Genomic DNA, 26,849 nt, shown 5'->3' on the forward strand with positions numbered 1-26,849 from the left:
TTGGACGTCATCAACGTACGCCACGCACGGAACTTCAATGAAAGTTATCCCCTCGATTCACGAACTGCGCGATCAACTGCGCGGACAGAATCGCGTCGCCTTCGTGCCCACGATGGGCAACCTGCACGAAGGGCATCTGTCGCTCATGCGCCTGGCGCGCCAGCACGGCGACCCGGTCGTTGCCAGCATTTTCGTGAACCGCCTGCAATTCGGGCCGAACGAAGATTTCGACAAGTACCCGCGCACGATGGCCGAAGACATCGAGAAGCTCACGCGCGAGAACGTCTACGTGCTGTTTTCGCCTGACGAGAAGGAGATGTATCCGGAGCCGCAGGAATACCGCGTCGAGCCGCCGCACGATCTGGGCGACATTCTCGAAGGCGAGTTCCGCCCCGGCTTCTTCAAGGGGGTCTGCACGGTCGTCACCAAGCTGTTCTCCTGCGTGCAGCCCCGCGTGGCTGTGTTCGGCAAGAAGGATTACCAGCAACTGATGATCGTGCGCAGCATGTGCCGTCAGTTCGCACTGCCGATCGAGATCATTGCCGCCGAGACGGTGCGTGCCGAGGACGGCCTGGCGCTGTCGTCGCGCAATCGCTATCTGTCGGATGCGGAGCGCACCGAAGCGCCGCAGCTTTATCGTTTGCTGGGCCAGATTCGCGACGACGTGAACGCTGGCAAGACGGACTACGCCGCCCTCGAAGCGGCCGCCATGCAAACACTGACCGAGCGTGGCTGGAAACCGGATTACGTGGCGATTCGCCAACGCGCCAACCTGCGCGTGCCGGCACCCGGCGCCGCGCCGGCCGAGAGCCTCGTGGTGCTCGCGGCGGCCAAGCTTGGCGCTACGCGTCTGATCGACAATCTGGAAATCTGAGCGCCGGGTACATGACGCACGGTCGAACGACCGGCGCCGTGTGCTCCCGACGCAAGCCGCGCGTGCCGGTTGCACGCGCATCTTTCGTCGCGCCGCTCGCGCGACACCGCAACACAAGAGGCAAGCCATGTACCGCACCATGCTCAAGTCGAAGATCCATCGCGCCACCGTAACGCATTGCGAATTGCATTACGAAGGCTCGTGCGCGATCGACGAAAACCTGCTCGAAGCCTCGGGCCTTGTCGAAAATGAGCAAATCGACATTTTCAACGTCAACAACGGCGAGCGCTTCACCACCTATGCCATTCGCGGCGAACGTGGCAGCGGCATGATCTCGCTCAATGGTGCAGCCGCGCGCCGCGCGCAGTTGGGCGACATCGTCATCATCGTGTCGTATGCCCAGGTCGAGGAAAAGGAAGTGCTGGCCGGCTTCAAGCCGAAGCTGGTGTTCGTCGACGACAAGAACGTGCAAAAGGGCGAGCGCGATCACGTGCCGCTGCAAGCGTGGGAAGACACCCGCGCCTTCGAGGCTGCGCAGGCCGCCAAGTAAGGCAACGCTTCGACGCTAACGACAAAGGGGCCCGCAGGCCCCTTTGTCTATTGATACACCGCCTCCCGGCGTGATCGATCACTTCGCCACGAATGCCGTGATGCCTTCCCATTGCGGCAAATCGCGTTCGACGCGCCCCGGCGCCACGTCCCACAGCGTGAGGCCGTGCGCGGCGAGCTGCACGTAGTTCTGCGTATTACGCAACATGCCGAGCACCGGCAGGCCCGCCTCTTCGCAGTATCGTGAGAGTTGATCGGCCGCACGCGTGCGGGCGTCGACGCGCATGCCGACCACGCCGATGCGCACATCCCCCTGACGTACGGCCTTCTCCTCGCCCAGTTTTTGCAGGAAGTCGCGCGTGGCGAGAATGTCGAAGATCGACGGCTGCAACGGTACCAGCACGTGATCGGCGAGCTTGAGAATCGCGTCGAGCCGCTTGCCGTGAAGGCCGGCCGGCGTATCGAGCACCGCATGGGTCGTGCCCTTGGGAGGACGTGCGACGTCGTTGTGATCGACTTCCCAGGTGCCAATCGCGCGCAGCGCTGGCGGGCGCAGACCCAGCCAGGCACGCGAGGACTGCTGCCGGTCGGTGTCGCCGAGCATCACCGCATGGCCCTGTGCCGCCAGATACCCGGCCAAATTCGTTGCCAGCGTGCTCTTGCCCACGCCACCCTTTGGATTCGCCACCACGATCACCGGCATTGCAGACTCCCCGAGGTCGATTTGCCGCTCATCTTACAACGGTTGGATGGCAGCCTCATGTTCCGGCGGCCCCGGCGGCCCCGGCGGCCCCGGCAATCTCGACGGTCGCCGCAGCGCTGCCGTTCCGACAGTTCCGACGGTTCCGCCTATCTTGTCTATCCCATCGATCCCCAGCGCACGACCGTTAGCGCAGGCAAGCCCACACGCGCGGAAGATCAAGATGCGCGGCAAACGAATCCGCCAGCCGGTCGAGCGAGGCCTCGCGCAATGCGTTGTAGTCCTGCGCCTCGAAATCGCGGGCACCGGCCCATGTCAGCAGCGCGTGTAACGCCTGCGGCGTATCGAACAGTCCATGCAAATAGGTCCCCATGACCTGATCGTCGGCCGAGCGCGCGCCATCGGCACGCTCGGTGCCCGCCTCGTTCAGCCAGACGGCGGGACGTCCGAGCGCCGCCCCGCTTGTCACGCCCATGTGAATTTCGTACCCGGTCACCGGCGCGTCGCCAGCGCTCAGACGCCCCGCCACAACGCGAAGCTGCTTCTGCGCCTCCATCGTGGTCTCGAGATCCAGCCAGCCGAGTCCACCTGTCGTGCCTGCCTCGCCTTCCAGGCCCTGCGGGTCGTGAATCGCAGTCCCCAGCATCTGCAAGCCACCGCAGATCCCAAGCACTTTCCCCCCATAACGCAGGTGCCGTGCCATCGCCGTCGCCCAGCCCTGTGCACGAAGCCATGCCAGGTCGGCACGCACATGTTTGCTGCCGGGCAGGATCACGAGGTCGCTCGCGGGCCACGACTCACCAGCGCTCACATAGCGAAAGTCGACTTGCGGATGCGCCCGCAACGCGTCGAAATCGGTGTGATTGCTGATGCGCGGCAACGCCGGCACCGCGACACGCAACCGCGTCTCGCCGCTGGCGGCCTTGTGCCGCTCGCCGGGCAGCATGTCTTCGCCGTCCAGATGCAGGCCGTGAAGATACGGCAGCACGCCCAGCACCGGAACCCCCGTGCGCGCCTCGATCCATTCAAGACCACTGGTGAGCAGCGACGGATCGCCGCGAAACCGGTTGATGACGAAACCCTTGATGCGTGCGCGTTCGCTGTCCGACAGACACGCAAGGGTGCCCAGCAATTGCGCGAACACGCCACCCCGGTCGATATCGGCGACGAGCAGCACCGGCGCGTCGACCGCCTCGGCAAAGCCCATGTTTGCAATGTCGCGCGAGCGCAGATTCACCTCGGCCGGACTGCCCGCCCCCTCCACGAGTACGGTGTCGTAGCCTGTGCGCAAACGCTCGTAAGCGGCCAGCACGGCCGCCATCGCGCGCGGCTTGTACTCGTGATAGGCGCGCGCGTCGAGATCGGCCATGACCTTGCCGCCGATGATGACCTGTGCGCCCCGGTCGCTGCTCGGCTTGAGCAATACGGGGTTGAAGTCGGTGTGCGGCGCGACGCCGGCGGCCTGCGCCTGCAACGCCTGCGCACGCCCGATCTCGCCGCCGTCGGCGGTCACGGCGCTATTGAGCGCCATGTTCTGCGGTTTGAACGGCGCGACGCGCACACCTTCTCGGTATAGCAGGCGGCATAGTCCGGCGACCACCGTGCTCTTGCCCGCGTCCGAGGACGTCCCCTGAATCATCAGGGTGCCCCGGTAAGCGCGCGACGACGCGCCGAAATTGACAGGGATTTCACTCATGACGCGGATTATCGCATCGGGCGCTCGTACAATATCGCTCATGAGTGCCCTCGACCTGACTTTCGTGCTGGGTGGCGCGCGCTCCGGCAAAAGCGCGTTCGCCGAACGTCTCGCCGGACAAAGCGGCCTGCCAGTCACTTACCTCGCCACCGCAGCCATGAGTGACGAGCCCGAGATGCACGCTCGCATTGCCCATCATCGCGCCAGTCGGCCGTCGCACTGGCCAACCGTGGAAGTCGGGCGCGACCTCGCTGGCGCGCTGCGCGACGTTGCCCGCGACGGCCACTGCGTGCTGGTCGACTGCCTTCCCTTGTGGCTTGCCGGCTGGCTATGCCCTCCCGACGACCACCCCGACGGCCCTGCCAGCGACGCACAGTGGCACAACGTCGTCGAATCGTTGGCGCAGACACTGGGGTCACTGCCCGGCAAGATCGTGATCGTCAGCAATGAAATCGGGCTGGGCGTGATCCCCATGGGTTCACTCACGCGCCGCTACGTCGATGAACTCGGACGTCTGAACCAACGTGTGGCCGCGCTGGCCCCGCAAGTGCGCTTTGTCGTCGCCGGACTGCCGATGGCCGTCAAAGGATAACCGTCGATGCTCACTGGACTCGCCCCCGAATCGCTCTGGCTCGCCGCGCTGATCGGCGTGCTGCTCGACGCCTGGCTCGGCGAGCCGCGCCGATGGCATCCGTTGGTGGGATTCGGCTATATTGCGAACGGCGTCGAAGCCTGGCTCAACGATCCCGAATCGCGCGACAAACCCTTCAGCGCCATGACACGTGGCACATGGGCCTGGATGATCATGCTCGTGCTCCCCGTGCTCATCGCGTGGGGGCTGACGTTCCTCCCGGGCTGGAGCGGCATTCTCTGGCAGGCGCTGGCGTTGTATGCAGCGCTCGGCGCACGCAGTCTGCGCGAGCATGTAATGCCCATCGCCCACGCCCTTCGCGACGGCGATCTGGCGCAAGCTCGCGCGCTGACCGCTCGCATCGTCTCGCGCGACACCGAAGACGCGAGCGCATCCGATCTCGCGCGGGCGGCCGTCGAGTCGACGCTGGAGAACGGTAACGACGCGATCTTCGGCGCGCTATTCTGGTTCGCCATTGCGGGCGCCCCCGGCGTCGTGCTGTTTCGGCTGGCGAACACGCTCGACGCCATGTGGGGCTATCGCACCGACAAGTTTCTTTACTTCGGCCGGCCGGCCGCGCGTATCGACGACGTGCTCAACTGGATTCCCGCACGCCTGACGGCGGCAAGCTACGCGGTCTTCGGAGATGTCGCGCGTGCCATCGACTGCTGGCGCACGCAGGCAAGCGCGTGGTCGAGCCCCAACGCGGGACCTGTGATGGCCGCGGGGGCAGGCAGTCTCGGCGTTCAACTGGGCGGCCCGGCACGCTATCACGGCGAGTGGGAGCCGCGCCCGGCGCTGGGTTGCGGCATGGAACCCTCGGCCCAGCACATCAAGGCCGCGTGGCGGCTGATCTCGCGTTCGATGTGGATGTGGCTGATCGTTAGCGGTGCGCTCGCGCTCTTCGCGGCGTCACAGGCTGACGCCTTGCCGGTTGGCGTGACGTGACCGTAGCCCCATCATCGCAGCCCTCGCGTTTCCCCATGTCATCCTCAGTCATCTCGCCATCACCAGCATCGGTCACACCGAACCCATCAAGCGTATCGAGCGTGCCTGCCGGCCCCGCCACGCCGCGTCATGGCGGCAATCTTGGCGAAGCCATCCTTCGCTATCGGCGTCCCCGCGAGGACTGGATCGACCTGTCTACCGGCGTCAACCCGCACGGCTACCCTGTGCCGATGCCCCCTGCGAGCGCCTGGCGCGACTTACCCGACGCCTTCGACGATCTCTGCGACGTTGCTGCGCAGTACTACGGCGTGCCGGTCAGCACCGTGGTGCCGTGTGCGGGATCGCAGGCCGTCATCCGGTCGTTGCCGACGTTGTTGCGCCCCGGGAGGGTTGCCGTCGCCTCGCTGACCTACAGCGAGTACGCACCGGCCTTCGCCAACGCTGGCCACACACTGGTGCCGTGGCAAGGTCCTGAGGCCGGTCTGCCCGATGTCGACTATCTCGTCTGGGTGAATCCGGACAATCCCACCACACGACACGTCTCGCGCGAGACATTAACGCAATGGCAAGCCCGGCTGGCCGAACACGGCGGCATGCTGATCGTGGACGAGGCATTCGCCGACGTTTCGCCGCAGGCATCGATGGCACCTCATGTTGGCGAGACGGGTCTCGTCGTCTTGCGTTCCGTGGGCAAATTCTTCGGACTCGCGGGAATTCGTGCGGGCTTCGCGTTGTGTCCGCAAGGGCTGGCAACGCGTCTGGCCGAGCGCCTGGGCGCGTGGACCGTGAGTGGGCCGGCAAGGTTCGCTGTCCGAACCGCCCTGCGCGATACGGCATGGCAAGCCGCCACCCGGGAACGTTTGTTGCACGATGGCGAACGGCTTCTCAGACTGTTGCGCGCACACGACTGGCCGGCGAACGGCACGCCCCTGTTTGCCTGGACGCCCCACCCACTGGCCCCGCAATGGCATGAACGACTGGCGGCTCAAGGGATCTGGACCCGCCGCTTCGATGACCGGCCTGTCACGCTCGGAAACGGGACGACACAAACGTTGCCAAGCTTGCGGCTCGGCCTGCCGCCGACCGAGTTTGCGTGGCAGCGGCTGCAATCTGCGCTAGCCGGATTGCGGGCCGGATAGAGTTTTCGGGAACTGCGGAAGACAACGGCCATCAAAATTCCCCGTGGTGCTTTCGATCGGGCACATGAACCGCGCGCACCGCACGGCGCCATGCCTTACGCCGTATTAAAAACCGGGCGTTTGGCGCCCTTTTCGTTACAAATTGAAGCATTTCTGCAACAAATGCACACAGTCATCGCCATAGGGCGCCGCTAGACTGAAGGTTCTTTCGCAAGGGCTTTCTCCATATATAAAAGGACGACCAAATGAAAAAACTGCCTCTGTTGCTTGCTACGCTTCTGGCCGCTACCGTCGTGACGGTCGGTTGTTCGAAGAAGGAAGACCAATCGGCCGCGCCGGCCTCCGACATGTCGGCTTCGGCACCGGCAGCGGCGCCGGCAGATAACACGGCACCGGCCAGCGATGCTGGCGCTGCCATGAGCGCTCCGGCGTCGGACGCAGGTGCCGCAGCCCCGGCGCCGGCCTCCAACTAACGCTGTCCAACGCTTGGTCAGACACTGCCGTGGGCTTCGTGCCATCGTAAGGTGTCCTGCTCAACCCTGTGCCGCCTTCACGCTCCAGTAACGCGCTGACATCGAGGTGACACCGTGTTGATCGTGCATTGCCATGCGTGAATGACCGCGCCCCCTGAACGCTTCGGCGTCAGGGGGCGCGGTCGTTTTGGGGAACGCCGGTCGCACGCAAGGCGGCACAACACGATAATGTCCCGCCAGGCTTATTTCACCACCGTCACACCCCCGTCGATCACGCCGTAGGCTTGCACCTTGCTTGTCCCGCTGCCGGCGCTCGCCCCCGACCCGCCGTCGGGGCCGGCGCAAGCGCTGAGCATCGTCGCCAGGGCAAGCGCCAACGCGCTCATCAATCCGATATTTCGTTTCACGTCTTCGACTCCTCTAAGTGCGCGGCCCGCGCGTACTGGCCGAGCGGGCTTCCTGTCGATGATCCGACACAGACTGACCTATGACGTCACGCTTCGTTCGACAGCCCTCGCGTGACATCGGTTCGCTGCGGGCGCACATTCGGCCCTTCCCCTCACGCTTGCCGCAGCACGACAACACGCCGAGAATGTCGAGTCGGTTGCGTGGGCGAGCGGTCATCGTGACGTTCGGTCAACGCCAGCCCCAACCCGCCAACACCTAAGCCTGCTGCCTCGATGTCGCTCAATCTCACAGCCTCACACCGCCTTCGTCGTCACCGGCTCGCACTGACGCTCGCCGGCTTCGCCACGCTCGGCGCCCACGCCGCCGTCACCGTCAAAGACGATTCCGGCGCCACCGTCACGCTCGCGGCTCCGGCGCAGCGGGTGGTAAGCCTTTCGCCGCATGCGACCGAATTGCTGTTCGCGGCAGGCGCAGGCGACAAGGTCGTGGGTGTCGTGGCGTACTCCGATTATCCCGAAGCGGCGCGCAAACTGCCCCGCGTCGGTGACAACAGCGCGCTCGACCTTGAGCGCATTCTCGCGCTCAAGCCCGATCTGCTCGTGGTGTGGATGCATGGCAACTCCCAGCGCCAGGTCGAGGCGCTGCGTCAATTGAAACTGCCGGTGTTCTACTCCGAGCCGAAGCATCTGACAGATCTGCCTGCGGCCATCGAAACGCTCGGCACACTGACCGGAACTCCGGCGAAAGCCCAGGCGTCGGCCGAAGCGTTCCGGGCACGCTACGAAGCGCTGCGCAAGCAATATTCCTCCCGCGCACCGGTATCCGTCTTCTATCAGGTGTGGACACAACCGCTCATGACCTTGAACGGCACGCATATGGTCAGCGACGTGATCCGACTGTGCGGCGGGGTGAACATCTTCGCCGACGAAGCACCGCTCGTGCCGCGTGTGTCCGTCGAAGCCGTACTGGCCAAACGGCCGGAAGCGATGTTCACTGCCACGCCCGGCGCAACCAAGTCCGACAAACCGCTTGCTACGCTCGACAGTTGGCGCAAGTGGCCGCAGTTGCCTGCCGTGGCGCACAACAACCTGTTCGGCATCGACGGCGACCTCATCAACCGGCCCGGCCCGCGCATTCTCGACGGCGCACGCACAATGTGCGAAGACCTCGATATCGCCCGCTCGCGCCGGGCATCGGCTGCGCAGTAATACGAAATCGAGGGTAGCCGCGCAAGGCCGGGGCGTTACCGCCTGCGCGACCTCATGCGTTCCAGCGAATCAGGCGCGCGTTGCCGTCGCCGTCGAGATGAAGGTGACAGAGTCCCCCGAAATCGAGCGACCACGACAGGCACGCCGCCGTCGGCATTCGCAGCGCAGTCGCCGTGTGCAGACGAATCGGCCCTGCGTGCGCAACGACCACATGCACGGCATCCGCCGCGCTCGCCGTGTGTCCCAAATCCCGGGCCCAGGCGTCCATACGCCGCACGATGTCTCGCGCGCACTCGCCGCCGGGCGGCGCAAATCCGGTGACGTCGCGCGCCCAAGCGTCAAGCGCTTGCCGGTCGATCGCTTCCCACGGCCGCATTTCCCATGTGCCGAAGTCCATCTCGGCAAGACGCTCGTCTTCCGTCACCCGCAGGCCAAACGGTGTCGCCAGTGCTTCGGCGGCGCGGCGCGCGCGTTGCAGAGGGCTGCTGTGGATCGCCACAGGGGTACGGCCGTCCAGCAACGTTACGAGGCGGGCCTGCATTGCCGCGACAGCCGCATCGAAGCGCGCCGCATCGACCGGCAAATCGGTGCGCCCGTAACATAACCCCGACACGATGTGTGGCGGCGGATGCCGCATCAGGATCAGATCCATGCGCACACCGTGAGATACAGCGCGAGTTCGCCAACCTGCTGGGCGAAGCCCAGCGTATCGCCCGTATAGCCACCGAGACGCCGGCGCAGATAGCGAATGAAGCCCATGCGCACCGCGATCAGCACGACCGCGCCAGTCACGCCCGCTCGCCAGTCGGGCCACACCCACCACGGCACACTGCATGCCACGCCGAACATCAATCCGTTCATGCTCAGTCGCTGAGCAACGGGTTTGGCCTTGCCTTCGGGGCGCACATAGTCGAGCGTGCGCAGCAAACTGATGGCCATGCTGCGACTCGCCGCGTGGGCACCGATCAGCACGACGGCAAAACCGCCCCACCCCACTGCCGCCTGAATGTCGACCAACGCTTGCCACTTCACCGCGAGCGCCAGCCACAACGCCACCGCGCCGTAAGTGCCGATGCGCGAGTCGTGCATGATTTCCAGCACGCGCTCGCGCGTGAAGGCGCCACCGAACGCATCGACCGAATCGGCCAGCCCGTCCTCGTGAAACGCTCCCGTAAGCAGCACGCTCGCGCCCAATCCGAGGGCGATGGCGAGAGACGGCGACCACAACAATCCCATTGCCGTCGTGAGCAACGCGACCAGCACGCCGACAAACACCCCGACGAGCGGGAAATAACGCGTCGCGGCATTCAACTGTTCGGGCGAATAGCCCACCCATTGCGGGATCGGCACGCGCGTGAAGAACCCAAGCGCCGTCAGAAAAAGCCGCAACTGTCCCTTGACGCCCCCGAACGACGGTGCAGCCGCCCCCGCATGCGCCGGGCGACCCTGCGTCACCAGATCGCGCGACGGCGCTGCCTCATGCGAGGGATCGGGGGACGACGTCGTCATTGCCCGTTTGTCTCCCGGTCGCTCACGCCCGCGCCTTCGAACGTCGCCATCTCGCGCAAGAAGGCGGCGGCAGCCTGAATCAGCGGCATCGCCAGTGCTGCGCCGGTGCCTTCGCCCAGTCGCAAGCCCAATTGCAACAAGGGTGTCGCGCCGAGAATGTCGAGCATCGCGCGATGACCGGTTTCGTCCGAGGCATGCGCGAAGACACAGTAGTCGAGCACGGCCGGCGACACGCGTGCAGCCACGAGCAGCGCCGAGGTACTGATAAAGCCGTCCACCACGATCACGAGCCCCAGTTTCGCGGCAGCCAGATACGCGCCGGTCATCATGGCGATCTCAAAGCCGCCGAAGGTCGCGAGTGTGTCCAGCGGATCGGGCGTGTCGCCCGAGACGGGATGCGCCGCGAGTGCGCGTTCAAGAATGGCCGTCTTGCGTGCCAGCCCGGCGTCGTCGACACCCGTGCCACGACCGACACAGGCGGCGAGCGGCAGACCGGTCAGGCGTTGCATCAGACACGCTGCCGAGGACGTGTTGCCGATGCCCATCTCGCCGAAACCGATCATGCGTGCGCCACGCGATGCGTGCGCCACGACCCGCGCGGCACCGGCGGCCAGCGCGGTTTCGAGTTGCTCGCGCGTCATGGCCGGCGCGTCGAGAAAGTTCTGCGTGCCGCGCGCCACCGGAATATCGACGAGCGACGCGTGCGCCGGAAAATCGGCGGCCACACCGGCGTTCACCACCTCAAGCTCAATGCCATGCGTACGGCAGAAGACATTGATGGCCGCGCCGCCGCGCAGGAAGTTGAGCACCATCTGCGCGGTAACCGCCTGCGGATACGGACTCACGCCGGCAGCGACAACGCCATGATCGCCCGCGAAAATCAGCATCGTCGGACGCGCGAGATCCGGTGTCGCGCTCTGCTGAATCCGGCCAATCTGATGCGCGACACGCTCAAGCGCACCGAGGCTGCCGGGCGGCTTCGTCTTGATGTCGATGGCATGTTCGAGCGCCGCATCCATCGCTGAAGAAGGTGCGGCGATATCGAACAGTTCGGTTAGCAACGGGCTGAAAGCGGTCATACGAGAGACGTCCTGAAACGGTGAAGCAAAGATTACATTTCCACGCCGGCCTGCGCGCGAATGCCCTCGGCAAAAGCGTGCTTGACGGGGGTCATATCGGTCACGGTGTTGGCGGCGTCGATAAGCGCCTGCGGGGCGCCGCGGCCGGTGATCACGACATGCTGCATTTCGGGGCGCGCCTGCAAATCGGCGACCACGGTGTTCACGTCGAGATAACCCAGCTTGAGTGCAATATTCAGTTCGTCGAACAACACAAGGCCGAACGACGGATCGCGCAACATGCGGCGCGCCTGCTCCCACGCCGCTTCCGCCTTGGCAATGTCGCGCGTGCGGTCTTGCGTCTCCCAGGTGTAGCCTTCGCCCATCACATGGAACTCGCACTCGTCGGGAAAGCGCCGCAGGAATTTCTCCTCGCCGGTCGGGATCGCGCCCTTGATGAATTGCACCACGCCCGTCTTCATACCGTGGCCCATCGCGCGCACCACCATGCCGAAACCGGAACTCGACTTGCCCTTTCCGTTGCCGGTCGTGATGACGATCACGCCGCAGTCGCGCTGCGCCTGCGCGATTTTGTCGTCGATGACCGCTTTCTTGCGCACCATGCGCGAGCGGTGGCGCTCGTTGCGGCCGTCGTCGCCGGCAGTGGCACTTTCAGGTTGGGATTGCGGCTTGTCTTGCGTCATGAACATCACCTGTCAAAAGCAGGCGCACGGCCTAACATGGCCGTACGCGGATGAGAGTGTACGCCTGTGTATCCCCACGGGGCTGATAAGGACCGTGGCGTCGGACATGCCGCTCAGAAACGGCGCACGGGCACGAGGGCTTCGTCGTTGCCATCGCGAATCAGGCGCAACGGATAACCGAAAGCATCACTGCAATACTCGGCCGAAAGCACTTCGCCCACCGGGCCGGCACGCCACCCGCCACGGCCGTCGAGCAGCAACGCGTGCGTGGCAAAGCGCCGTGCGAGATTCAGATCGTGGCACGAGAAGATAACGGCAGCATCGTCGCGTTGCGCATGGCGCGCGAGTTGTTCGAGCGCGTCGATCTGATGATGCAGATCGAGATGCGAAACCGGCTCGTCGAGCAGCAACAGCGGCGTGGCCTGCGCCAGTACGGCAGCCAGCGACACCCGCTGACGTTCGCCGCCCGAGAGCGTGGTGACGTCGCGCGCCGCGAAATCCTCCATGCCGACTTGCGCGAGTGCCGCCATGGCGGCGGCAATGTCTTCATCCGATTCCCACGCGCCCCAGCGCCCTTGCGCCAGATAGGGGTGGCGTCCGGCCAGCACGACTTCGAGAGCCGTGGCCCCGAAGGCGTCGCGCGTTTGTTGCGGCATGAGCGCACGCACCTTGGCGAGCGGCGCGGGACGCCACTGAGCCAACGACTTGCCTTCGATCTCGACACGCCCGCTACCGGCAATGGCCGCATCGCGCGATGACGTGGCTTGCACCGGACGCAGCCCGGCGAGCGTGGTGAGCAACGTGGTCTTGCCGGCCCCATTCGGCCCGGCCAGACACCAGCACTCACCCGCAGCCACGGCAAGATCGAGCCAGTCGACGAGTACGCGCTCGCCGGCGCGTAATGTCAGGGCATGCGTTTGCAGCAGTGGTGTATTCATCGGATGGCCCGCCGGGAAAGCAGCCACAGAAAGACCGGCACGCCGATCATCGCGGTAATCACGCCCACGGGCAATTGCGTCGGTGCAATGATCGTACGCGCCACCAGATCGGCGAGCATCAACAATGCGCCACCGGCGAGCGCGGCGGCGGGCAACAACATGCGCTGATCGTTGCCGAAACGCAGACGCAGAATGTGCGGTACAACGAGACCGATGAAGCCGATGCTGCCGGCAGTGGTCACGGCAACCGCGGTGGCCAGCGACGCCGCCAGATAGATGCGTGCCCGTAGCGGGCCGACAGCCACGCCCACGGCCTGCGCCACGGCCTCGCCACGCAACAGCACATTCAGGCGGTGCGCGACGGGGCACACGATCAGCAGCGTTACCGCTAGCGCGATCAACGGCAGGGCGGCGCGGTCGACACCGTTCAGATCGCCCGTGAGCCAGAACAGCATGCCGCGCAGGCTGGCGTCGGGCGCGAGCGTGAGAATAAGGGTGGCGAGTGCGCCGAAGCCTGCGGCCATCATCACGCCGGTGAGCAGCAGTTTGGTGCTGCTATCCTGCTCGCCGGGCCGCAGGAAGCTGCGGTGCGAGAGCGCCATCACGATAGCGATGGCGGCGAGAGCGCCCGCGAAGGCGCTCGTCTGTACCCAGAAGAAGGGGAGCATGAGCGCCAGCGACGCCAGTGCGGCGACACCCGCGCCACCGGAGATTCCCAGAACGTAAGGATCGGCGAGCGGGTTTCGCAACAGGGTCTGCATCAGGGTGCCGGCAACGGCGAGCAGCCCGCCACAGGCAAACGCGGCGAGCGCGCGCGGCAGGCGCAGACGCCAGACCACGTCGCCCGCGAGACCGGCATCGTGACCCAGCAGCAGCGAGCCGATCTCACCGAGCGAGACTGGCACGCTGCCCAGCATGAGCGACGCGAGCAGAACGACCAGCGCAACGCCGGCCAGTCCTGCCCAGATGGCGAGAGCGCGACGCGGTGTCATGCCGCGTGAGGAGCGTGGCGCCCTGCCGGGACGTCGTTAGAACTGCTTCCAGCCGAGCGAGACATAGATCGCGCGCCCGAGGGTGTTGTAGGCATAGACCGTCTGGTAGTTCTTGTTGAAGACGTTGTCCAGGTGCGCCGAGACGTACCAGGATTTGTCGATATCGTAGCGTGCCTGCAGGTTCACGAGCGTATAAGCGCCGAGGTGCTGGCCGCCCGTATCGTAACGCTCGCCACTGTAGAACACATCGCCGCCGACGGTGAACTTGTCGAATGTCTTCGACAAGCCGATCGAGCCGAACTGCTTGGCGCGACGTGCGAGTTGCTTGTCCGCATCCAGATCGGTCGGGTTCTGACGCGTGAACGACGCGCGCACATCCACGCCGAAGAACGGACGGCCGGCATAGGTCAGCTCAAGACCTTCGACACGGGCTTTGGCCACGTTCGCAGCAGTGTACGGGAACACCGTCAGCGACTGGATCAGGTTGGTGTAGTTGGTCTGGAAGCCCGTCAGCTTGACCAGACCCAGACGCTCGCCGCCATTGAACTGCACGGCCAGTTCTTTGGAGATCGAACGTTCCGGTTGCAGGTTCGGATTGCCGTAGCCCGGGTAGAACAGCTCGTTGAAGGTCGGTGCACGGAAGCCGTCTGACGCGTTGGCCATGAACTTCCACTGATTCGTCAGGTTGTAGCCGTAGCCCAGCCAGTAGCTGTTTGCCCCGCCGAAGTCGGAGTAGACGTCGCGGCGTACATTGGCCTGCACCTGATGCTTGCCGAACGTGCCTTCGTAGCCCAGGTACGGGGAATCGAGATGGCGGTTATTGCGGCCGTAGTTGGTGTTGCTCTCGACGGTCTGCTCCAGACGCGTGTAGCCGGCGATCAGCTTCTGGTCCGGCATGAAGGCGTATTCGTTGGCCCAGTCGATCTGATTGCTCGACGTATGAAAGTTGCCGTTGCCCTTGCCGTTCAGATAGTTGTAGCTGTAATCGTCGCCCTGCGTGACAGTGAAGCGCGTGCTCCACTTGTCCGTGATGTTGCCCTTCATGTAGCCCGAAATCTGACGCACGCGAGCGTCGGTGTCGTTCAGATCGGTCGGCTTGCCGAAGGCATTGTCGTAACTGCTGCTGCCGTCGCTCTGGAACAGACGCACGCCCGCTTCCCATGTGTCGCCGAACTTGCGCGAAAGCGACGCGGTCACGCTCGTGTTGTCGTCGCCGTTGCGGTTCGGGTTGACCTTCGGCGCGAAGCGCGGGTCTTGTGCGGAAATGCCGTTGGTGTGAAAGCGCGAAACATCCAGCGAGAAACGGGTCTTGCCGTCTTCGAACGAACCTGCGATACCGGCGTTGGCCTGCGTGGTGTTGTTCGTGCCGTAACCCACTTCGGCGTAAGCGCGGGGCGGGCCGCCATCGCCCTTGCGCGTGAAGATCTGAATCACGCCGCCCACAGCTTGCGAGCCGTACAGGGCCGAGACGTTACCGCGCACGATTTCGATGTGATCGATTTGCGACACCGGAATCTGCGCGATGTTGGTCGTCCCCGAGGTCGCCGAGTTGACCGGCACCCCGTCGATGAGCACGAGCGAGGCGTTCGACGCGGCACCGCGCATGAAGATGCTGGCCGACGTACCGAAGCCGCCGTTCTGCACGATTTCTACCCCCGCCTGACCGCGCAGCAGCGTCGGCAGGTCCTGTGCCTGGCTGCGTTCGATGTCCTCACGCGTAATCACCGACGTGGCGGCCAGCGTGTCGGCCAGCTTCTGCTCGGTGCGCGAGGCTGTCACGACGGTCGTCTTGAGCTGAGCGGCCGTGGGATTGTCGGCTGTGTTGGCGGCAACGGCGACCGAGGCATCGGCCTGCTGGACCGGCTGGGTCGACGAATCCGTTTGAGCCGACTGTGCATGAACACCCACGCTGGCGCACAGCATGGCGGCGGCGATGGCGAAACGGTGCGGCGCGGGAACAAGGGCGGCGGACGCCGAGGCTAGGCGTGCAAATGCAGGCGCGTGCAGCGCCATCGCACGAACGTGGGTGCGCATGATCTGGTGTAACTTCCGTAGTTTTCTTATTGCCTAGACCCGTTCCCCCGCAGGCCGCTGGCGCAAGGGGAACGCCGGTGACAGGTCAAGGATGCGAAGCATCGACACATGAAAACGACGACATGCCACCCACGGCATGGCCGGGCAGCATGGCTTTTCCCCACTCACTTGGGCCGGTATCCGGGCTGGTCATCGTCGCGCCTGACCGGCCTTCCCGCGAGCGGGTAACTCACAGTGGCGATAAAGGCGAAGCGCGTTTTCGGAAACCTTTCGGGCCGAAAGAATGACTTACCGTTGCGGGGGCAGCACAGGTTGGCCAGCCCGTGTGGGGACGCGGCTCCCTGTTTCCCGTTTAACTGCGCATGCCGGAGGGGCGTGCGCGAGCACCGAAGTGCCGCAAGTGTAGGGGCCATTCGAAAGAGCGTCAATGCTCGATCGCCGGGCATTGGCCGCCGATTCCGTTAGAATGTAGGGCAATTATGAGGACGCAGCCCGATGCTCACCGATCTCGACAATCTCACCGACAAAATTGAACAGTTGGTTGTGATAAGCCAACGTTTTCATCAACACAATCAAGCCTTGCTCGCCGAACTCGATCGCGCGCGCGCCGAATGCGACGAAACCCGCGTGGCGAACGAGCAATTACGCGCCGAGCGCGACGCCCTGCGTTTGCAGCGCGATCAGCTTGCGGCCAAGATCGACGAGGCCCAGGTTCGCCTGAACGCCATCCTGGAAAAGCTCCCTACGCAAAACCCCGCTGAGGGTCAGATGGATCTGCTCGGCACCCCCGGTGGAGAAAACGCATGACGATCAAGCAGCTCGAAGTCAACATTCTCGAACAGTCGTACCGGCTCGCCTGCCCGCCGGAGCATGAGGCTGACCTGCTGTCCGCCGTGTCTCGGGTCGATGCAGAAATGAGCAAGGTTCGCGCCCAGAGCAGCGTGCGCGGCACCGACCGCATTGCCGTCATGGCAGCGTTGAGTCTGGCATCCGAATTGCTTGCACTTGAAAAAAGTATTGCTGCCGGACAAGCATTCCCCGCCGAAGAAATTCAGAGTAGAATGCAACGCATGAACGAACGATTAAGCGCTGTGATCGATCAGTATCAAAACTGAAAAATCACTCAGTGCCGTCCGATTCAAAAAGTTAGTTTTCCCTGCCTGGTTCGCGAAAGTCATAGATTCCTTGAACCAATGATCTGTTGCAGGTTGCGGAAGTTTGTAGTGCTGGCGTGAGCGTCACTCTGTCTGATGAACCCAAAGCGCTACTAACCGCGACCACCTTGAGCCTCACGGTTCAGGATGCCGGCTTAGCGGCTGAGGCGGGGACCCAATACACGGCACTGCGCAAGCAGTGCCGTTTTTTTTCGTCTGCGCATCGCGCGTCGGCACGAACGTCTCTCGCATAAGAAAAGGCGGCCCGCAGGCCGCCTTTTTTCAACTTACGTTACATCGCATCACGCCGTCGGTCTCGACAGCGTGATGACAAGCCCCCCCGCTCAGAACTGCGCTTCCGTGAGCGACAGCGCCGAATCCGCGCCCTCCGTAATCGCCTGCGCGAGGCCCGGAGCTTGCGTGAGAATGTGATCCGCGAAGAAACGCGCGGTGCCGATCTTGGCGTCGTAGAACGACGGGTCCTGCGCGCGCAATGTCTGCGCCGCCAGCAACGCGCGCCCCATCTGCCAGCCACCGAGTACGATACCGGCAAGCTTCAGGTACGGTACGCTGCCGGCAAACACGGCGTTCGCATTGTCCTGCGTGTTCGCAATCACGTAGTCCACCACGATCGACAGCGCCTCACGTCCCTTTGCCAGACGTTCCGCCACTGACTGCCCCACACCGCCCGATGCCCGCAGTTCGTTCTCCGTAGAGACGATCTGCTCGCATAGCGCGCGCGCCACGGCACCCCCATCGCGCAAGGTCTTGCGGCCAATCAGGTCGTTCGCCTGAATCGCGGTCGTGCCTTCGTAGATCGGGAGAATACGAGCGTCGCGATAGTACTGTGCCGCCCCCGTTTCTTCGATAAAGCCCATGCCGCCATGCACTTGCACGCCGAGGCTCGTGACCTCAAGCGACATTTCGGTGCTCCAGCCCTTCACGATCGGCACGAGGAATTCGTAGACGGCCTGCGCGCGCTTGCGCTCGGCGGCATCCGCCGCATGGTGTCCGATATCCGCCTGTGCCGCCGCCACATACGCGAGTGCCCGCGCGCCTTCGGTCAGTGCGCGCATCGTCATGAGCATGCGCTTGACGTCGGGGTGATGGATGATCGACACGGCGTCGCGCGACGAACCATCCACCGGGCGGCTTTGCAGACGATCGCGTGCATAGGCCACGGCATGCTGGTAAGCACGGTCGGCAATGGCGACCCCCTGCATGCCCACGGCGAAACGCGCCGCGTTCATCATGATGAACATGTATTCGAGGCCGCGATTCTCTTCGCCGACGAGGTAGCCCTTCGCTCCGCCGTTATCGCCGAATTGCAGCACCGCCGTAGGGCTCGCCTTGATACCGAGCTTGTGCTCGATGGACACGCAATGCACATCGTTGCGGGCGCCCAGATTGCCCTCGGCATCGACGTCGAACTTCGGCACGATAAACAGCGAAATACCCTTCACGCCCGGCGGCGCATCGGGGGTACGGGCCAACACGAGATGCACGATGTTGCTCGCCATGTCGTGCTCGCCGAACGTGATGAAAATCTTCGTGCCGAAGATGCGGTAAGTGCCATCCGCTTCGCGTTCCGCACGCGTGCGAACCAGCGCGAGATCGGACCCGGCTTGCGGCTCGGTCAGATTCATCGTGCCGGTCCATTCGCCCGAGAGCAGCTTCGGGACGTAGAGCGCGCGTTGTGCGTCGGTGCCTGCGGTAAGCAGCGCTTCAACCGCACCGTCGGTCAGCAAAGGACACAAGGCGAACGACAGGTTCGCGGCGTTGAGCATCTCCGTGCAAGGTGTGGCAACGAGCTTGGGCAGCCCCTGTCCGCCAAACTCCTGCGGGTGCAGAACCCCCTGCCATCCCGCCTCAGAGAACTTGCGGAAGGCGTCCTTGAACCCCGGCGTCGTGGTGACGACACCGTCCTTCCACGTGCTCGGCTGCTGATCGCCGATGACGTTCAGCGGCGCCAGCACTTCCTGATTGAAACGTGCGGCTTCCTCGAGCACGGCCTGTGCAAGTTCGGGCGAGGCGTCCTCATAACCCGGTAGCGCCGCGATGCTCGTCAGGTCCGCCAGTTCGTTCATCACGAACTGCATGTCCTTGATCGGGGCCTGATAACTCATGTCGTTCCTCCAAGGGATTCCAAATGCCTGCTGATGGTGGCAAATGCCGGATTCTTGTTATTTTGTCTGACCGATTCGCATGAAGACACCCGACCGTTGCCGGCCAGCCTCCTCATGCGGATCGGCTGCGGGAGGCACTTGCCTGCGCTCCCGCAACCTCACCTCACGACACGCTTACAGCGCGCCCGTGAGCTCCGGCACCACCGTGAACAGATCGCCCACCAGGCCGTAATCCGCCACCGAGAAAATCGGCGCCTCCGGATCCTTGTTGATCGCCACGATCACCTTCGAATCCTTCATCCCCGCCAAGTGCTGAATCGCACCCGAGATGCCCACCGCGATGTACAACTGCGGCGCCACGATCTTGCCCGTCTGACCCACCTGATAGTCGTTCGGCACATACCCCGCGTCGACCGCCGCACGCGAGGCGCCCAGCGCCGCACCCAGCTTGTCCGCCAACGGCTCGAGCACCTTCGTGTAATTCTCGCCGCTGCCCAGACCCCGGCCGCCCGAGACGATGATCTTCGCGCTCGTGAGCTCCGGACGGTCCAGCTTCGTCACCTCACGGCCCACGAACTGCGACAACCCCGCGTCCGGCGTCGCCGACACCGCTTCCACCGCCGCGCTACCTCCCGTGGCCGCTGCCGGGTCGAAACCCGTCGAGCGCACTGTGATCACCTTCACCTTGTCCGCGCTTTGCACCGTCGCAATCGCGTTGCCCGCGTAGATCGGACGCTCGAACGTGTCCGCGCTGTCCACCTTCGTGATGTCCGAGATCTGCGCCACGTCCAGCAGCGCTGCCACACGCGGCGCGATGTTCTTACCGTACGCCGTCGCCGGGGCCAGAATGTGCGAATAGTTGCCCGCGATCGACACCACCTCATCGGCGATGTTCTCCGCCAAGCCATCGGCGAAGTACGGCGCGTCGGCCAGCAACACCGTCTTCACGCCTGCGATCTGCGCTGCCGCATCGGCCGCCGCCTTCGCGTTGCTGCCCGCCACCAGCACATGCACGTCCTCGCCGCATTGCAGCGCTGCCGTCACCGTGTTGAGCGTCGCCGCCTTGATCGATTGGTTGTCGTGTTCTGCGATTACCAAAATGCTCATCTCGTCGTCTCCCTTAGATGACCTTGGCTTCAGTCTTCAGTTTCTCGACGAGCGCTGCCACGTCCGCCACCTTCACCCCCGCACTGCGCTTGGGCGGCTCGGCCACCTTCAGCGTCTTCAGGCGCGGCGCCACATCCACCCCAAGATCCGCCGGCTTGACGGTCTCCAGCGGCTTCTTCTTCGCCTTCATGATGTTGGGCAGCGTCACGTAACGCGGCTCGTTCAGGCGCAGGTCCGTCGTGATCACCGCCGGCAGCGACAGCGACACGGTCTCCAGCCCTCCGTCCACTTCGCGCGTGACCTGAGCCCGGTTGTCCGCCACCGTCACCTTCGAGGCGAACGTCGCCTGCGGCAGCTTCGCCAGCGCCGCGAGCATCTGACCGGTTTGATTGGAATCGTCGTCGATCGCCTGCTTGCCCAGGATCACCAGTTGCGGCTGCTCCTTGTCCACGATCGCCTTGAGCAGCTTGGCCACCGCCAGCGGCTGTAGTTCTTCGTCCGACTCGATCAGGATCGCCCGATCCGCGCCGATGGCCAGCGCCGTGCGCAGCGTCTCCTGCGACTGCGTCACGCCCGCCGACACCGCGATCACCTCCGTCGCCACGCCCGCTTCCTTCAGGCGCACCGCCTCTTCCACCGCGATTTCGTCGAACGGATTCATCGACATCTTCACGTTCGCGATATCGACGCCGCTGCCGTCGCTCTTCACGCGAACCTTTACGTTGTAATCCACTACCCGTTTGACCGGTACCAGGATCTTCATGAACTCGCTCCAAAGTTACGTTTACGTCAATCCGCTGCCATTATAACCACACGGCAAATGACGCATTAATTGCATATTTGCGGCATTTTGTGGCAAACATTCTCGAACGCTCTGTCGAATGGCCACGGATGCGCGATCCTCGCGATAGCGGCGTCGGGATCCGGCACGGGTACGCCTCCACGCGCTTACAGGCGCCCACCCAGCCCCGAACGATCGTGCTATTTTTATGCAAATCGTGACGCACAGCCAGTATCCGTGTGGTGCATTTCCTCTAGAGAAATCACCCCGTCGTGCGGGCGCCTATGATCGAATGGCGCACCGATAATCGCAGCGCCGTCGCACGTACGACGGCCACCCGGCCAGTGCGCCAGGAGGAGACATGACCACCTATTCGGAATCGCGTCTGCAAGCCAGCGACGGCCTTTCTCTGCACGTTCATCGTTGGCAGCCGGATACCGGCGGCGCCCCCCTGCGTGCGGTCGTCGCCATCGTTCACGGGATGGGCGAGCACGGCGGACGTTATGCACGGCTGGCCGAACATTTCGCCACCCTCGGCATCGCCACCGTTACCTACGATCTGCGCGGGCACGGTCGCTCGGGCGGCGCGCGCGTCTTCGTCAACCATTTCGACGAGTACCTCGACGATACGGAAATTTTCCTCACGCACGTACGCACCACGTTCGGCCCGACGCCGCTCTTCCTGCTCGGTCACAGCATGGGCGGCGCCATTGCGGCGCTGTTCACCATCACGCGCGCGCCGGCCAACGTGCGCGGACTGATGCTCAGCAGCCCGGCACTCGCGCCGGGCGAACCCGTGGCGCCGTGGATGGTGGCGGCCGGACGCTGGGTCTCACGCTGGCTGCCCAAGGTCCCTGTGTTCAAGATCGATCCCGCAATGATCGCGCGCGACGAAACGGTTGTCGCCGCGGCGAAGAAAGATCCGCTCAACGCCTATCGCGGCACGCCGGCACGCACCGCCGCCGAACTGCTCGACGCCATGGCGCGGATTCATGCCAACGCCAACGCATTGCACCTGCCGCTCTACATCTTTCATGGCACCGCCGACAAACTCACCGCGCCCTGGGCGAGCGAACAGTTTCACGGTAACGCCGCCTCGCAAGACAAGACGCTCCGTCTCTATCACGGACACTTTCATGAAACACTCAATGACCTCGACCGCGAGAAGGTCATCGGCGAACTGACGACGTGGCTCTTGCAGCACTTGCCCGACACACTGGGGGCACCGGCGGCACAACCGCCCCAGCCGGCAATGGGGGCGCACGGGCACGTCTGACCGTGTGAGCCTCGCAACCGTCGATACGACAAATCTGCGGAACCCTGCACGCGAGCAGGGGCTCGCCACACAACATTTCGCTGCGCGTTACACTGAATCTGTGTGAATTGCGAGGAGGCTCCCGCATGCAAGCGCAGACGAAATACTCGCCGCAAACGGTCACCGGCATGCATTTCTGGACGCCGACGATCTTCAGCATCAAGACCACACGCCCGGCCGGCCTGCAATTCACAGCAGGCCAGTTCGTGCGGCTGGGACTGCCCGGCGACGACGGGAAACTGATCTGGCGAGCGTTCTCCCTCGTGAGTTCGCCCGCAGAAGATACATTGGAGTTCTATGCAATTACGATTCCCGAAGGCCAATTAACGCCCCGGCTTTCGAAACTGAAGGTCGGCGACGAGCTGTTTGTCGATCACACAGCCTACGGCTTTCTCACGCTCGACCGATTCACCGGCGGTGAAGATTTGTGGTTGCTCGCCACTGGCACCGGCCTCGCACCGTTCGTGTCGATCCTGCGCGACCCAGCCGTCTGGCAGCGCTTCAAACGTATCTTCGTCGTACATAGCGTGCGATGGGAGCGTGACCTCGCCTACTACGAAGCGTTGCGGCACTTCTCCCACCCCGATGTCGATCCGTCGCTGGTCGAAAAGCTCCACTTCGCGGTGAGCGTGACACGCGAGCAAACACCGGGGGCGCTGTACGGGCGTATCACGTCGTTACTGGCATCGGGGGAATTGGAGAAGGCGATGGGCGCGACGCTCGACCCGGCGACATCGCGCATCATGGTGTGTGGCAACCCCGATATGGTCAAGGAGTTGCGCGCATGGTTCACCAATAACGGCTACGCCGTCAGCCGCACCGCCGCGCCGGGGCCGCTGGTGCTTGAAAAGCAGTGGTAGTAGTGGGTGATGGCTGTAATAGCGATAAGCGCGCGCCACGTTCGAAATTCCGGGCATGGCGTCAACGCCGCCTGCGCTCAGCCGGACGGCTCCGCCCAGTCGGGCGCGCGTTTTTCGATAAACGCCTGCACACCTTCGAGTGCGCATTCGTCCATCATGTTGCACGCCATTGTCTGCCCGGCCATTTGATACGCGGCTTCGATACCCGTCTCGGCCTGCCGGTAGAACAGCCCCTTGCCAGCGGCCACCGCTGCTGCCGGCTTTGCGAGAATCGCCCGGCAGAGCGCCGCCACTTCCGAGTCCAGCCGCTCCGTCGCCACCACCCGGTTGACGAGACCGCGCTCGCGAGCCGTCTCTGCATCGATGAACTCGCCCGTGAGTAACATCTCCATCGCCTGCTTGCGCGTGAGATTACGCGAGAGCGCCACGCCGGGTGTCGCGCAGAACAGACCGACATTGATGCCCGAGACGGCAAAGCGTGCGGCCGACGCCGCCACGGCCAGGTCGCACATGGCGACCAGTTGACACCCGGCCGCCGTGGCAATGCCATGCACGCGCGCCACCACCGGCTGCGGCATGCGTTGCATGGTCAGCATGACGCGCGTGCATTGATTGAAAAGTGTGCGGTAGTAGTCGAGCGAAGGCTCGGCGCGCATCTCCTTCAGATCGTGTCCGGCGCAAAAGGCCGGGCCGGCGGCGCCGAGCACTACCACGCGTGCGGAGGCGTCGAGGGCAATGTCGTCGAGCGCATGTTGCAGCGCGTCGAGCATCGCTTCGGAGAGCGCATTGAAATGACGCGGACGATTCAGTGTGAGCGTGACCACGCCGGCAAGCTCGCCCGCGCCACGCGAGACGAGGACCAGTGGTTCAGTCGTTGCGGCGATGGATTCGGATGCCGTCATGTTCGTCTCCTGCGCCGCGTCTGTGCGCGGCATCGCGTGTAGCGCCGGCCAAACGTCAAAAGTCAAACGTCGGCAAGCACCTTCAGATGCGCCACGACGCTGCGCCCAAGCGCCGAGAGGTTGTAGCCGCCTTCGAGGCAGCTCACGATGCGCCCCTTGGCGTGTCGATCCGCCACCGCCTTGACACGCTCGGTGATCCACATGAAGTCAGCCTCGGTCAGCCCGAGATTGCCGAGATCGTCTTCGCGGTGCGCATCGAAGCCCGCCGAGAAAAAGATCATTTCGGGGCGGAAAGCTTCGAGCTGCCCCAGCCATCCATAGTCGATCGCCTCGCGCGCCTGCATGCCCGAGGTGCGTGCCGCGAGCGGAATATTGAGCATGTTCGGCGCCGGATCGACCGCCCCGGAGAACGGGTAGAACGGGTGCTGGAAAATACCGCACATCAGCACTCGGTCGTCATTGGCGAACGCGGCTTCGGTACCGTTGCCGTGATGCACGTCGAAATCGACGATTGCCACGCGCGAAAGCCCGTGCACTTCCATCGCATGGGCGGCGGCAATCGCTACGTTATTGAATAGACAAAAGCCCATGGCGCGCGTGGGCGTCGCGTGATGGCCCGGCGGCCGCACGCTGCAAAACGCATTCTCGAGTTCGCCGCGAATGACGGCATCGGTAGCAGCAATCGCGGCCCCCGCGGCACGGGTGGCCGCACGCCACGAATACGGGTTGAGCAACGTATCCGGGTCGATCGGAAAGTAGCCCGACTCGGGAATATTGTCGCGAATGAAGTCGATGTGATCCTGCGTGTGCACCCGTCGCAGACTGGCCTCGTCTGCCGCCGGCGCTTCGCGGCGCTCGAGCAGACCGTCGATGCGTCCGGCGATCAGTTGATCCTCGATGGCGCGCAGCCGCTCGGGGCATTCCGGATGCCACTCTCCCATCTCATGAAGGATGCAATCGGGGTGCGTATAAAACCCGGTAGCCATTCGTTGTGTCGCCTATCGCTTCGAATCGTTATATTGGGACGGGCGGGGGATGCCCGCCGCGCCGTGGTCTCCACTTCCGGTAGCGGCCGGGCGTGGTGCCTGGCTCACGGTGCCGCATCGCATTGGCACACGCGTGCCGATGGCCGGCATCCCCCTGAACACTGTCATCGACAGTGCACAGGCCTTAAGGTATCACAGGTGCACTCGGTTATACTGCCAAGCAGTCTCACAGCAGACCCGTGTCAGCCGGTAAGCGCCGTTCTCCTGAAATTCGAGACGGCAGGAACTGGCATGAATGGTTGACGCTCTAGTCTGAATCGCGTGCCGAATTGCTTCCGAATGACTTCCGGATTGATTCGATACCGACCTACGACAGCGTCAACGCGACTAACGCGACGACGGCCCTTGCGGCTACCTCGCATTCGGACTTCATACAGGCCTGACAGACAGCATGACATCACCGGTACGGATGTACGACTTGCTCCCGCTGGCGCTCTCGCGCCTCACTCATCGACCGGACACTGGCCGTATTTTCCCGGCCACCTTCCGCAATTCCTCCGGCACGACGCGATCGTCGCGACTGTCGCGCCCGGTGCGCGCGCTCGGCGTTGCGCTCTGCCTTGGCGCTTTCGCGACAATGGCGACCGGCGCACACGCGCAGACACGTCCGAAGCAAGTGGCGCAGACAGAGTTCGAGGAAGAGGTCGTGCCGCAGCGCTATGCTGCGAACCCCGAAGTCGACGCGTTCATCAACGACATCGTGGCACGCGACGGCTTCGATCGCGCCGAGTTGCAGCGCGTGTTCTCACGCGTTGTGTTCTCGCAAACGGCGGCGCGACTGGCCGCGCCGCCCGCCACGCCCGGTCAGAAGAACTGGGTGAAGTACGAGCGAAATTTTCTCGACAACACGCGCATCAACGGCGGTGTGCGCTTCTGGAATCAGAACGCCGCCACGCTCTCACGTGCGGCCAAGCAATACGGTGTGCCTGAAGAAATCATCGTTGCCATCATCGGCGTAGAAACGATCTACGGGCGCAACATGGGTAACTTCCGCACCATCGACGCACTCACCACGCTCGCGTTCGACTATCCGCCCGCACGCAATCGCTCGGAGCGCATGGCGCTGTTTCGCAATGAACTGGAAAACCTGCTGCTTTATGCACGAGAGCGCGGTGTCGATCCGTTCAGCATTTATGGCTCTTACGCGGGTGCCATCGGCATTCCGCAGTTCATGCCGTCATCGATCCGCAATTACGCGGTCGACTTCAGCGGCGACGGCAAGATCAATCTGACGACCGATGTGGCCGACGCCATCGGCAGCGTCGCCAACTTCCTCAGACTGCATGGTTGGCAGGCGGGGCAACCGGTGGTCTGGAACATTGCCGGGGATCGTGGTAGCCAGGGGCTTGCCGAGGCCGGCGCCGACGGACAGCCCGAGCCGCACTGGAAGCTCGGCGACTTCATCAAGGCCGGCATGCTGATGAACGAGCCACGGCTTGACGTGGGGGCGTTGCTCGACACGCCGGTACTCATCGTCGATCTGCCGACACCGGGACAAGCCACGCAGTACCGCATGGGCCTGAACAACTTCTACGTGCTCACGCGCTACAACCGCAGCTTCTTTTACGCGATGTCGGTGTACGATCTCGCCGATGCGATCAAGGCCGCTCGCGCACCGTAATTTCGGCATGCGGGTGCGTCGGATGCCAGATTCACGGCGTCGTGCGCCATACCAAAACGGGACCCTCGGGTCCCGT

Annotated in this window: 27 protein-coding genes, 1 other RNA gene and 1 riboswitch; of the genes, 13 read left to right on the forward strand and 15 right to left on the reverse strand. The window is 64.0% G+C overall.

Annotated features, from left to right (window positions below):
* The first annotated feature begins 37 nt into the window (after positions 1–37).
* Positions 38–874 (forward strand): pantoate--beta-alanine ligase, encoded by an 837-nt coding sequence (gene panC, locus AT395_RS18745; protein ID WP_048629987.1) that lies wholly within the window; start codon positions 38–40, stop codon positions 872–874.
* Between the two features lie 127 nt (positions 875–1,001).
* Complete coding sequence (gene panD, locus AT395_RS18750) at positions 1,002–1,424, forward strand: aspartate 1-decarboxylase (RefSeq protein ID WP_039373914.1); 423 nt, start codon at positions 1,002–1,004, stop codon at positions 1,422–1,424.
* Positions 1,425–1,502: 78 nt separating this feature from the next.
* Here panD and AT395_RS18755 read toward each other — a convergent pair whose 3' ends face one another.
* The gene (locus tag AT395_RS18755) at positions 1,503–2,126 is read right to left on the reverse strand and encodes a ParA family protein (RefSeq protein ID WP_042116986.1); all 624 of its coding nucleotides are present in this window, start codon (positions 2,124–2,126) and stop codon (positions 1,503–1,505) included.
* A 184-nt stretch (positions 2,127–2,310) separates the two neighbouring features.
* On the reverse strand, positions 2,311–3,819 hold the full coding sequence (locus tag AT395_RS18760) for a cobyric acid synthase (protein ID WP_048629988.1): 1,509 nt from the start codon (positions 3,817–3,819) through the stop codon (positions 2,311–2,313).
* 40 nt (positions 3,820–3,859) lie between these two features.
* Here AT395_RS18760 and cobU point away from each other — a divergent pair, with 40 nt between their 5' ends.
* The 4 genes from cobU to AT395_RS18780 all read left to right on the forward strand — a co-directional run bounded on the left by cobU (position 3,860) and on the right by AT395_RS18780 (position 7,010).
* Complete coding sequence (cobU, locus tag AT395_RS18765) at positions 3,860–4,411, forward strand: bifunctional adenosylcobinamide kinase/adenosylcobinamide-phosphate guanylyltransferase (RefSeq protein ID WP_048629994.1); 552 nt, start codon at positions 3,860–3,862, stop codon at positions 4,409–4,411.
* 6 nt (positions 4,412–4,417) lie between these two features.
* A complete protein-coding gene (gene cbiB, locus AT395_RS18770) occupies positions 4,418–5,398 on the forward strand; it encodes an adenosylcobinamide-phosphate synthase CbiB (protein ID WP_042116988.1) in 981 nt (326 codons plus the stop codon).
* Positions 5,399–5,433: 35 nt separating this feature from the next.
* Positions 5,434–6,537: a threonine-phosphate decarboxylase CobD gene (cobD, locus tag AT395_RS18775; RefSeq protein ID WP_082164889.1), complete on the forward strand. Its 1,104-nt coding sequence runs from the start codon at positions 5,434–5,436 to the stop codon at positions 6,535–6,537.
* A 245-nt stretch (positions 6,538–6,782) separates the two neighbouring features.
* Entirely contained in the window at positions 6,783–7,010 is a 228-nt protein-coding gene (locus AT395_RS18780) for a hypothetical protein (RefSeq protein ID WP_042116991.1), read from the forward strand.
* 242 nt (positions 7,011–7,252) lie between these two features.
* Here the strand turns inward: AT395_RS18780 and AT395_RS25710 are convergent, their stop codons facing one another.
* Positions 7,253–7,417, reverse strand: coding sequence for a hypothetical protein (locus AT395_RS25710; protein ID WP_156219787.1), 165 nt, complete (start codon positions 7,415–7,417; stop codon positions 7,253–7,255).
* Between the two features lie 273 nt (positions 7,418–7,690).
* Between AT395_RS25710 and AT395_RS18785 the strand changes: the two genes are divergently transcribed.
* Positions 7,691–8,626 (forward strand): cobalamin-binding protein, encoded by a 936-nt coding sequence (locus AT395_RS18785; protein ID WP_048629989.1) that lies wholly within the window; start codon positions 7,691–7,693, stop codon positions 8,624–8,626.
* A 52-nt stretch (positions 8,627–8,678) separates the two neighbouring features.
* On the opposite strand, the gene AT395_RS18790 is transcribed toward AT395_RS18785, so the two are convergent.
* The 7 genes from AT395_RS18790 to AT395_RS18820 all read right to left on the reverse strand — a co-directional run bounded on the left by AT395_RS18790 (position 8,679) and on the right by AT395_RS18820 (position 15,861).
* Positions 8,679–9,278, reverse strand: a complete 600-nt coding sequence (locus AT395_RS18790; protein ID WP_042116995.1) for a histidine phosphatase family protein — start codon at positions 9,276–9,278, stop codon at positions 8,679–8,681.
* On the reverse strand, positions 9,269–10,135 hold the full coding sequence (locus AT395_RS18795) for an adenosylcobinamide-GDP ribazoletransferase (protein WP_082117972.1): 867 nt from the start codon (positions 10,133–10,135) through the stop codon (positions 9,269–9,271). The genes AT395_RS18790 and AT395_RS18795 overlap by 10 nt, the downstream gene beginning before the upstream one ends.
* On the reverse strand, positions 10,132–11,214 hold the full coding sequence (cobT, locus tag AT395_RS18800; RefSeq protein ID WP_048629990.1) for a nicotinate-nucleotide--dimethylbenzimidazole phosphoribosyltransferase: 1,083 nt from the start codon (positions 11,212–11,214) through the stop codon (positions 10,132–10,134). The genes AT395_RS18795 and cobT overlap by 4 nt, the downstream gene beginning before the upstream one ends.
* Positions 11,215–11,246: 32 nt before the next feature.
* Positions 11,247–11,897: a cob(I)yrinic acid a,c-diamide adenosyltransferase gene (cobO, locus tag AT395_RS18805; protein WP_042118940.1), complete on the reverse strand. Its 651-nt coding sequence runs from the start codon at positions 11,895–11,897 to the stop codon at positions 11,247–11,249.
* Positions 11,898–12,010: 113 nt separating this feature from the next.
* Positions 12,011–12,835 (reverse strand): ABC transporter ATP-binding protein, encoded by an 825-nt coding sequence (locus tag AT395_RS18810; protein ID WP_048629991.1) that lies wholly within the window; start codon positions 12,833–12,835, stop codon positions 12,011–12,013.
* A complete protein-coding gene (locus AT395_RS18815; RefSeq protein WP_042117000.1) occupies positions 12,832–13,827 on the reverse strand; it encodes a FecCD family ABC transporter permease in 996 nt (331 codons plus the stop codon). Before AT395_RS18815 ends, AT395_RS18810 begins: the two co-directional genes overlap by 4 nt.
* A 36-nt stretch (positions 13,828–13,863) precedes the next feature.
* Complete coding sequence (locus AT395_RS18820) at positions 13,864–15,861, reverse strand: TonB-dependent receptor plug domain-containing protein (RefSeq protein ID WP_048629992.1); 1,998 nt, start codon at positions 15,859–15,861, stop codon at positions 13,864–13,866.
* Positions 15,862–16,015: 154 nt separating this feature from the next.
* Positions 16,016–16,267, reverse strand: a riboswitch (cobalamin riboswitch).
* Positions 16,268–16,356: 89 nt separating this feature from the next.
* Here AT395_RS18820 and AT395_RS18825 point away from each other — a divergent pair.
* The 3 genes from AT395_RS18825 to ssrS all read left to right on the forward strand — a co-directional run bounded on the left by AT395_RS18825 (position 16,357) and on the right by ssrS (position 17,193).
* Entirely contained in the window at positions 16,357–16,668 is a 312-nt protein-coding gene (locus AT395_RS18825) for a hypothetical protein (protein ID WP_042117001.1), read from the forward strand.
* Positions 16,665–16,976, forward strand: a complete 312-nt coding sequence (locus AT395_RS18830) for a cell division protein ZapA (protein WP_042117003.1) — start codon at positions 16,665–16,667, stop codon at positions 16,974–16,976. Before AT395_RS18825 ends, AT395_RS18830 begins: the two co-directional genes overlap by 4 nt.
* A 35-nt stretch (positions 16,977–17,011) precedes the next feature.
* Positions 17,012–17,193: non-coding RNA, 6S RNA (gene ssrS, locus AT395_RS18835), on the forward strand.
* Positions 17,194–17,359: 166 nt separating this feature from the next.
* On the opposite strand, the gene AT395_RS18840 is transcribed toward ssrS, so the two are convergent.
* The 3 genes from AT395_RS18840 to AT395_RS18850 all read right to left on the reverse strand — a co-directional run bounded on the left by AT395_RS18840 (position 17,360) and on the right by AT395_RS18850 (position 21,011).
* Positions 17,360–19,141 carry an acyl-CoA dehydrogenase gene (locus tag AT395_RS18840; RefSeq protein ID WP_042117005.1) on the reverse strand — a complete coding sequence of 594 codons (1,782 nt, stop codon included), beginning with the start codon at positions 19,139–19,141 and terminating at the stop codon, positions 17,360–17,362.
* 174 nt (positions 19,142–19,315) lie between these two features.
* A complete protein-coding gene (locus tag AT395_RS18845) occupies positions 19,316–20,248 on the reverse strand; it encodes an electron transfer flavoprotein subunit alpha/FixB family protein (RefSeq protein WP_042111970.1) in 933 nt (310 codons plus the stop codon).
* A 13-nt stretch (positions 20,249–20,261) separates the two neighbouring features.
* Positions 20,262–21,011: an electron transfer flavoprotein subunit beta/FixA family protein gene (locus AT395_RS18850; protein WP_042115070.1), complete on the reverse strand. Its 750-nt coding sequence runs from the start codon at positions 21,009–21,011 to the stop codon at positions 20,262–20,264.
* Positions 21,012–21,390: 379 nt separating this feature from the next.
* Between AT395_RS18850 and AT395_RS18855 the strand changes: the two genes are divergently transcribed.
* Together AT395_RS18855 and AT395_RS18860 are read left to right on the forward strand one after the other, a co-directional pair.
* Positions 21,391–22,305: an alpha/beta hydrolase gene (locus AT395_RS18855; protein WP_072632877.1), complete on the forward strand. Its 915-nt coding sequence runs from the start codon at positions 21,391–21,393 to the stop codon at positions 22,303–22,305.
* Between the two features lie 125 nt (positions 22,306–22,430).
* Entirely contained in the window at positions 22,431–23,204 is a 774-nt protein-coding gene (locus AT395_RS18860; protein ID WP_042115068.1) for a ferredoxin--NADP reductase, read from the forward strand.
* 77 nt (positions 23,205–23,281) lie between these two features.
* Here AT395_RS18860 and AT395_RS18865 read toward each other — a convergent pair whose 3' ends face one another.
* Positions 23,282–24,106, reverse strand: coding sequence for an enoyl-CoA hydratase (locus tag AT395_RS18865; RefSeq protein WP_048628995.1), 825 nt, complete (start codon positions 24,104–24,106; stop codon positions 23,282–23,284).
* A gap of 62 nt (positions 24,107–24,168) precedes the next feature.
* Positions 24,169–25,092, reverse strand: coding sequence for a histone deacetylase family protein (locus AT395_RS18870; protein ID WP_042115065.1), 924 nt, complete (start codon positions 25,090–25,092; stop codon positions 24,169–24,171).
* Between the two features lie 451 nt (positions 25,093–25,543).
* Between AT395_RS18870 and mltB the strand changes: the two genes are divergently transcribed.
* Positions 25,544–26,773: a lytic murein transglycosylase B gene (mltB, locus tag AT395_RS18875; protein ID WP_224787498.1), complete on the forward strand. Its 1,230-nt coding sequence runs from the start codon at positions 25,544–25,546 to the stop codon at positions 26,771–26,773.
* The last annotated feature ends 76 nt before the right edge of the window (positions 26,774–26,849 follow it).

This window comes from Pandoraea apista (assembly GCF_001465595.2).
GTDB classification, from domain to species: Bacteria; Pseudomonadota; Gammaproteobacteria; order Burkholderiales; family Burkholderiaceae; genus Pandoraea; species Pandoraea apista.

Coding starts and splice junctions, on each gene's coding strand:
- AT395_RS18850 (WP_042115070.1), bottom strand. CDS start 21,011: ATGAAGATCCTGGTACCGGTCAAACGGGTAGTGGATTACAACGTAAAG.
- AT395_RS18755 (WP_042116986.1), bottom strand. CDS start 2,126: ATGCCGGTGATCGTGGTGGCGAATCCAAAGGGTGGCGTGGGCAAGAGC.
- AT395_RS18780 (WP_042116991.1), top strand. CDS start 6,783: ATGAAAAAACTGCCTCTGTTGCTTGCTACGCTTCTGGCCGCTACCGTC.
- cobD (WP_082164889.1), top strand. CDS start 5,434: ATGTCATCCTCAGTCATCTCGCCATCACCAGCATCGGTCACACCGAAC.
- panC (WP_048629987.1), top strand. CDS start 38: ATGAAAGTTATCCCCTCGATTCACGAACTGCGCGATCAACTGCGCGGA.
- AT395_RS18795 (WP_082117972.1), bottom strand. CDS start 10,135: ATGACGACGTCGTCCCCCGATCCCTCGCATGAGGCAGCGCCGTCGCGC.
- AT395_RS18840 (WP_042117005.1), bottom strand. CDS start 19,141: ATGAGTTATCAGGCCCCGATCAAGGACATGCAGTTCGTGATGAACGAA.
- mltB (WP_224787498.1), top strand. CDS start 25,544: ATGACATCACCGGTACGGATGTACGACTTGCTCCCGCTGGCGCTCTCG.
- AT395_RS18810 (WP_048629991.1), bottom strand. CDS start 12,835: ATGAATACACCACTGCTGCAAACGCATGCCCTGACATTACGCGCCGGC.
- AT395_RS18760 (WP_048629988.1), bottom strand. CDS start 3,819: ATGAGTGAAATCCCTGTCAATTTCGGCGCGTCGTCGCGCGCTTACCGG.
- cobT (WP_048629990.1), bottom strand. CDS start 11,214: ATGACCGCTTTCAGCCCGTTGCTAACCGAACTGTTCGATATCGCCGCA.
- AT395_RS18870 (WP_042115065.1), bottom strand. CDS start 25,092: ATGGCTACCGGGTTTTATACGCACCCCGATTGCATCCTTCATGAGATG.
- AT395_RS18790 (WP_042116995.1), bottom strand. CDS start 9,278: ATGGATCTGATCCTGATGCGGCATCCGCCGCCACACATCGTGTCGGGG.
- AT395_RS18815 (WP_042117000.1), bottom strand. CDS start 13,827: ATGACACCGCGTCGCGCTCTCGCCATCTGGGCAGGACTGGCCGGCGTT.
- AT395_RS18865 (WP_048628995.1), bottom strand. CDS start 24,106: ATGACGGCATCCGAATCCATCGCCGCAACGACTGAACCACTGGTCCTC.
- AT395_RS18820 (WP_048629992.1), bottom strand. CDS start 15,861: ATGCGCACCCACGTTCGTGCGATGGCGCTGCACGCGCCTGCATTTGCA.
- AT395_RS18825 (WP_042117001.1), top strand. CDS start 16,357: ATGCTCACCGATCTCGACAATCTCACCGACAAAATTGAACAGTTGGTT.
- cobU (WP_048629994.1), top strand. CDS start 3,860: ATGAGTGCCCTCGACCTGACTTTCGTGCTGGGTGGCGCGCGCTCCGGC.
- AT395_RS18845 (WP_042111970.1), bottom strand. CDS start 20,248: ATGAGCATTTTGGTAATCGCAGAACACGACAACCAATCGATCAAGGCG.
- cobO (WP_042118940.1), bottom strand. CDS start 11,897: ATGACGCAAGACAAGCCGCAATCCCAACCTGAAAGTGCCACTGCCGGC.
- AT395_RS18785 (WP_048629989.1), top strand. CDS start 7,691: ATGTCGCTCAATCTCACAGCCTCACACCGCCTTCGTCGTCACCGGCTC.
- panD (WP_039373914.1), top strand. CDS start 1,002: ATGTACCGCACCATGCTCAAGTCGAAGATCCATCGCGCCACCGTAACG.
- AT395_RS18860 (WP_042115068.1), top strand. CDS start 22,431: ATGCAAGCGCAGACGAAATACTCGCCGCAAACGGTCACCGGCATGCAT.
- AT395_RS18830 (WP_042117003.1), top strand. CDS start 16,665: ATGACGATCAAGCAGCTCGAAGTCAACATTCTCGAACAGTCGTACCGG.
- AT395_RS18855 (WP_072632877.1), top strand. CDS start 21,391: ATGACCACCTATTCGGAATCGCGTCTGCAAGCCAGCGACGGCCTTTCT.
- cbiB (WP_042116988.1), top strand. CDS start 4,418: ATGCTCACTGGACTCGCCCCCGAATCGCTCTGGCTCGCCGCGCTGATC.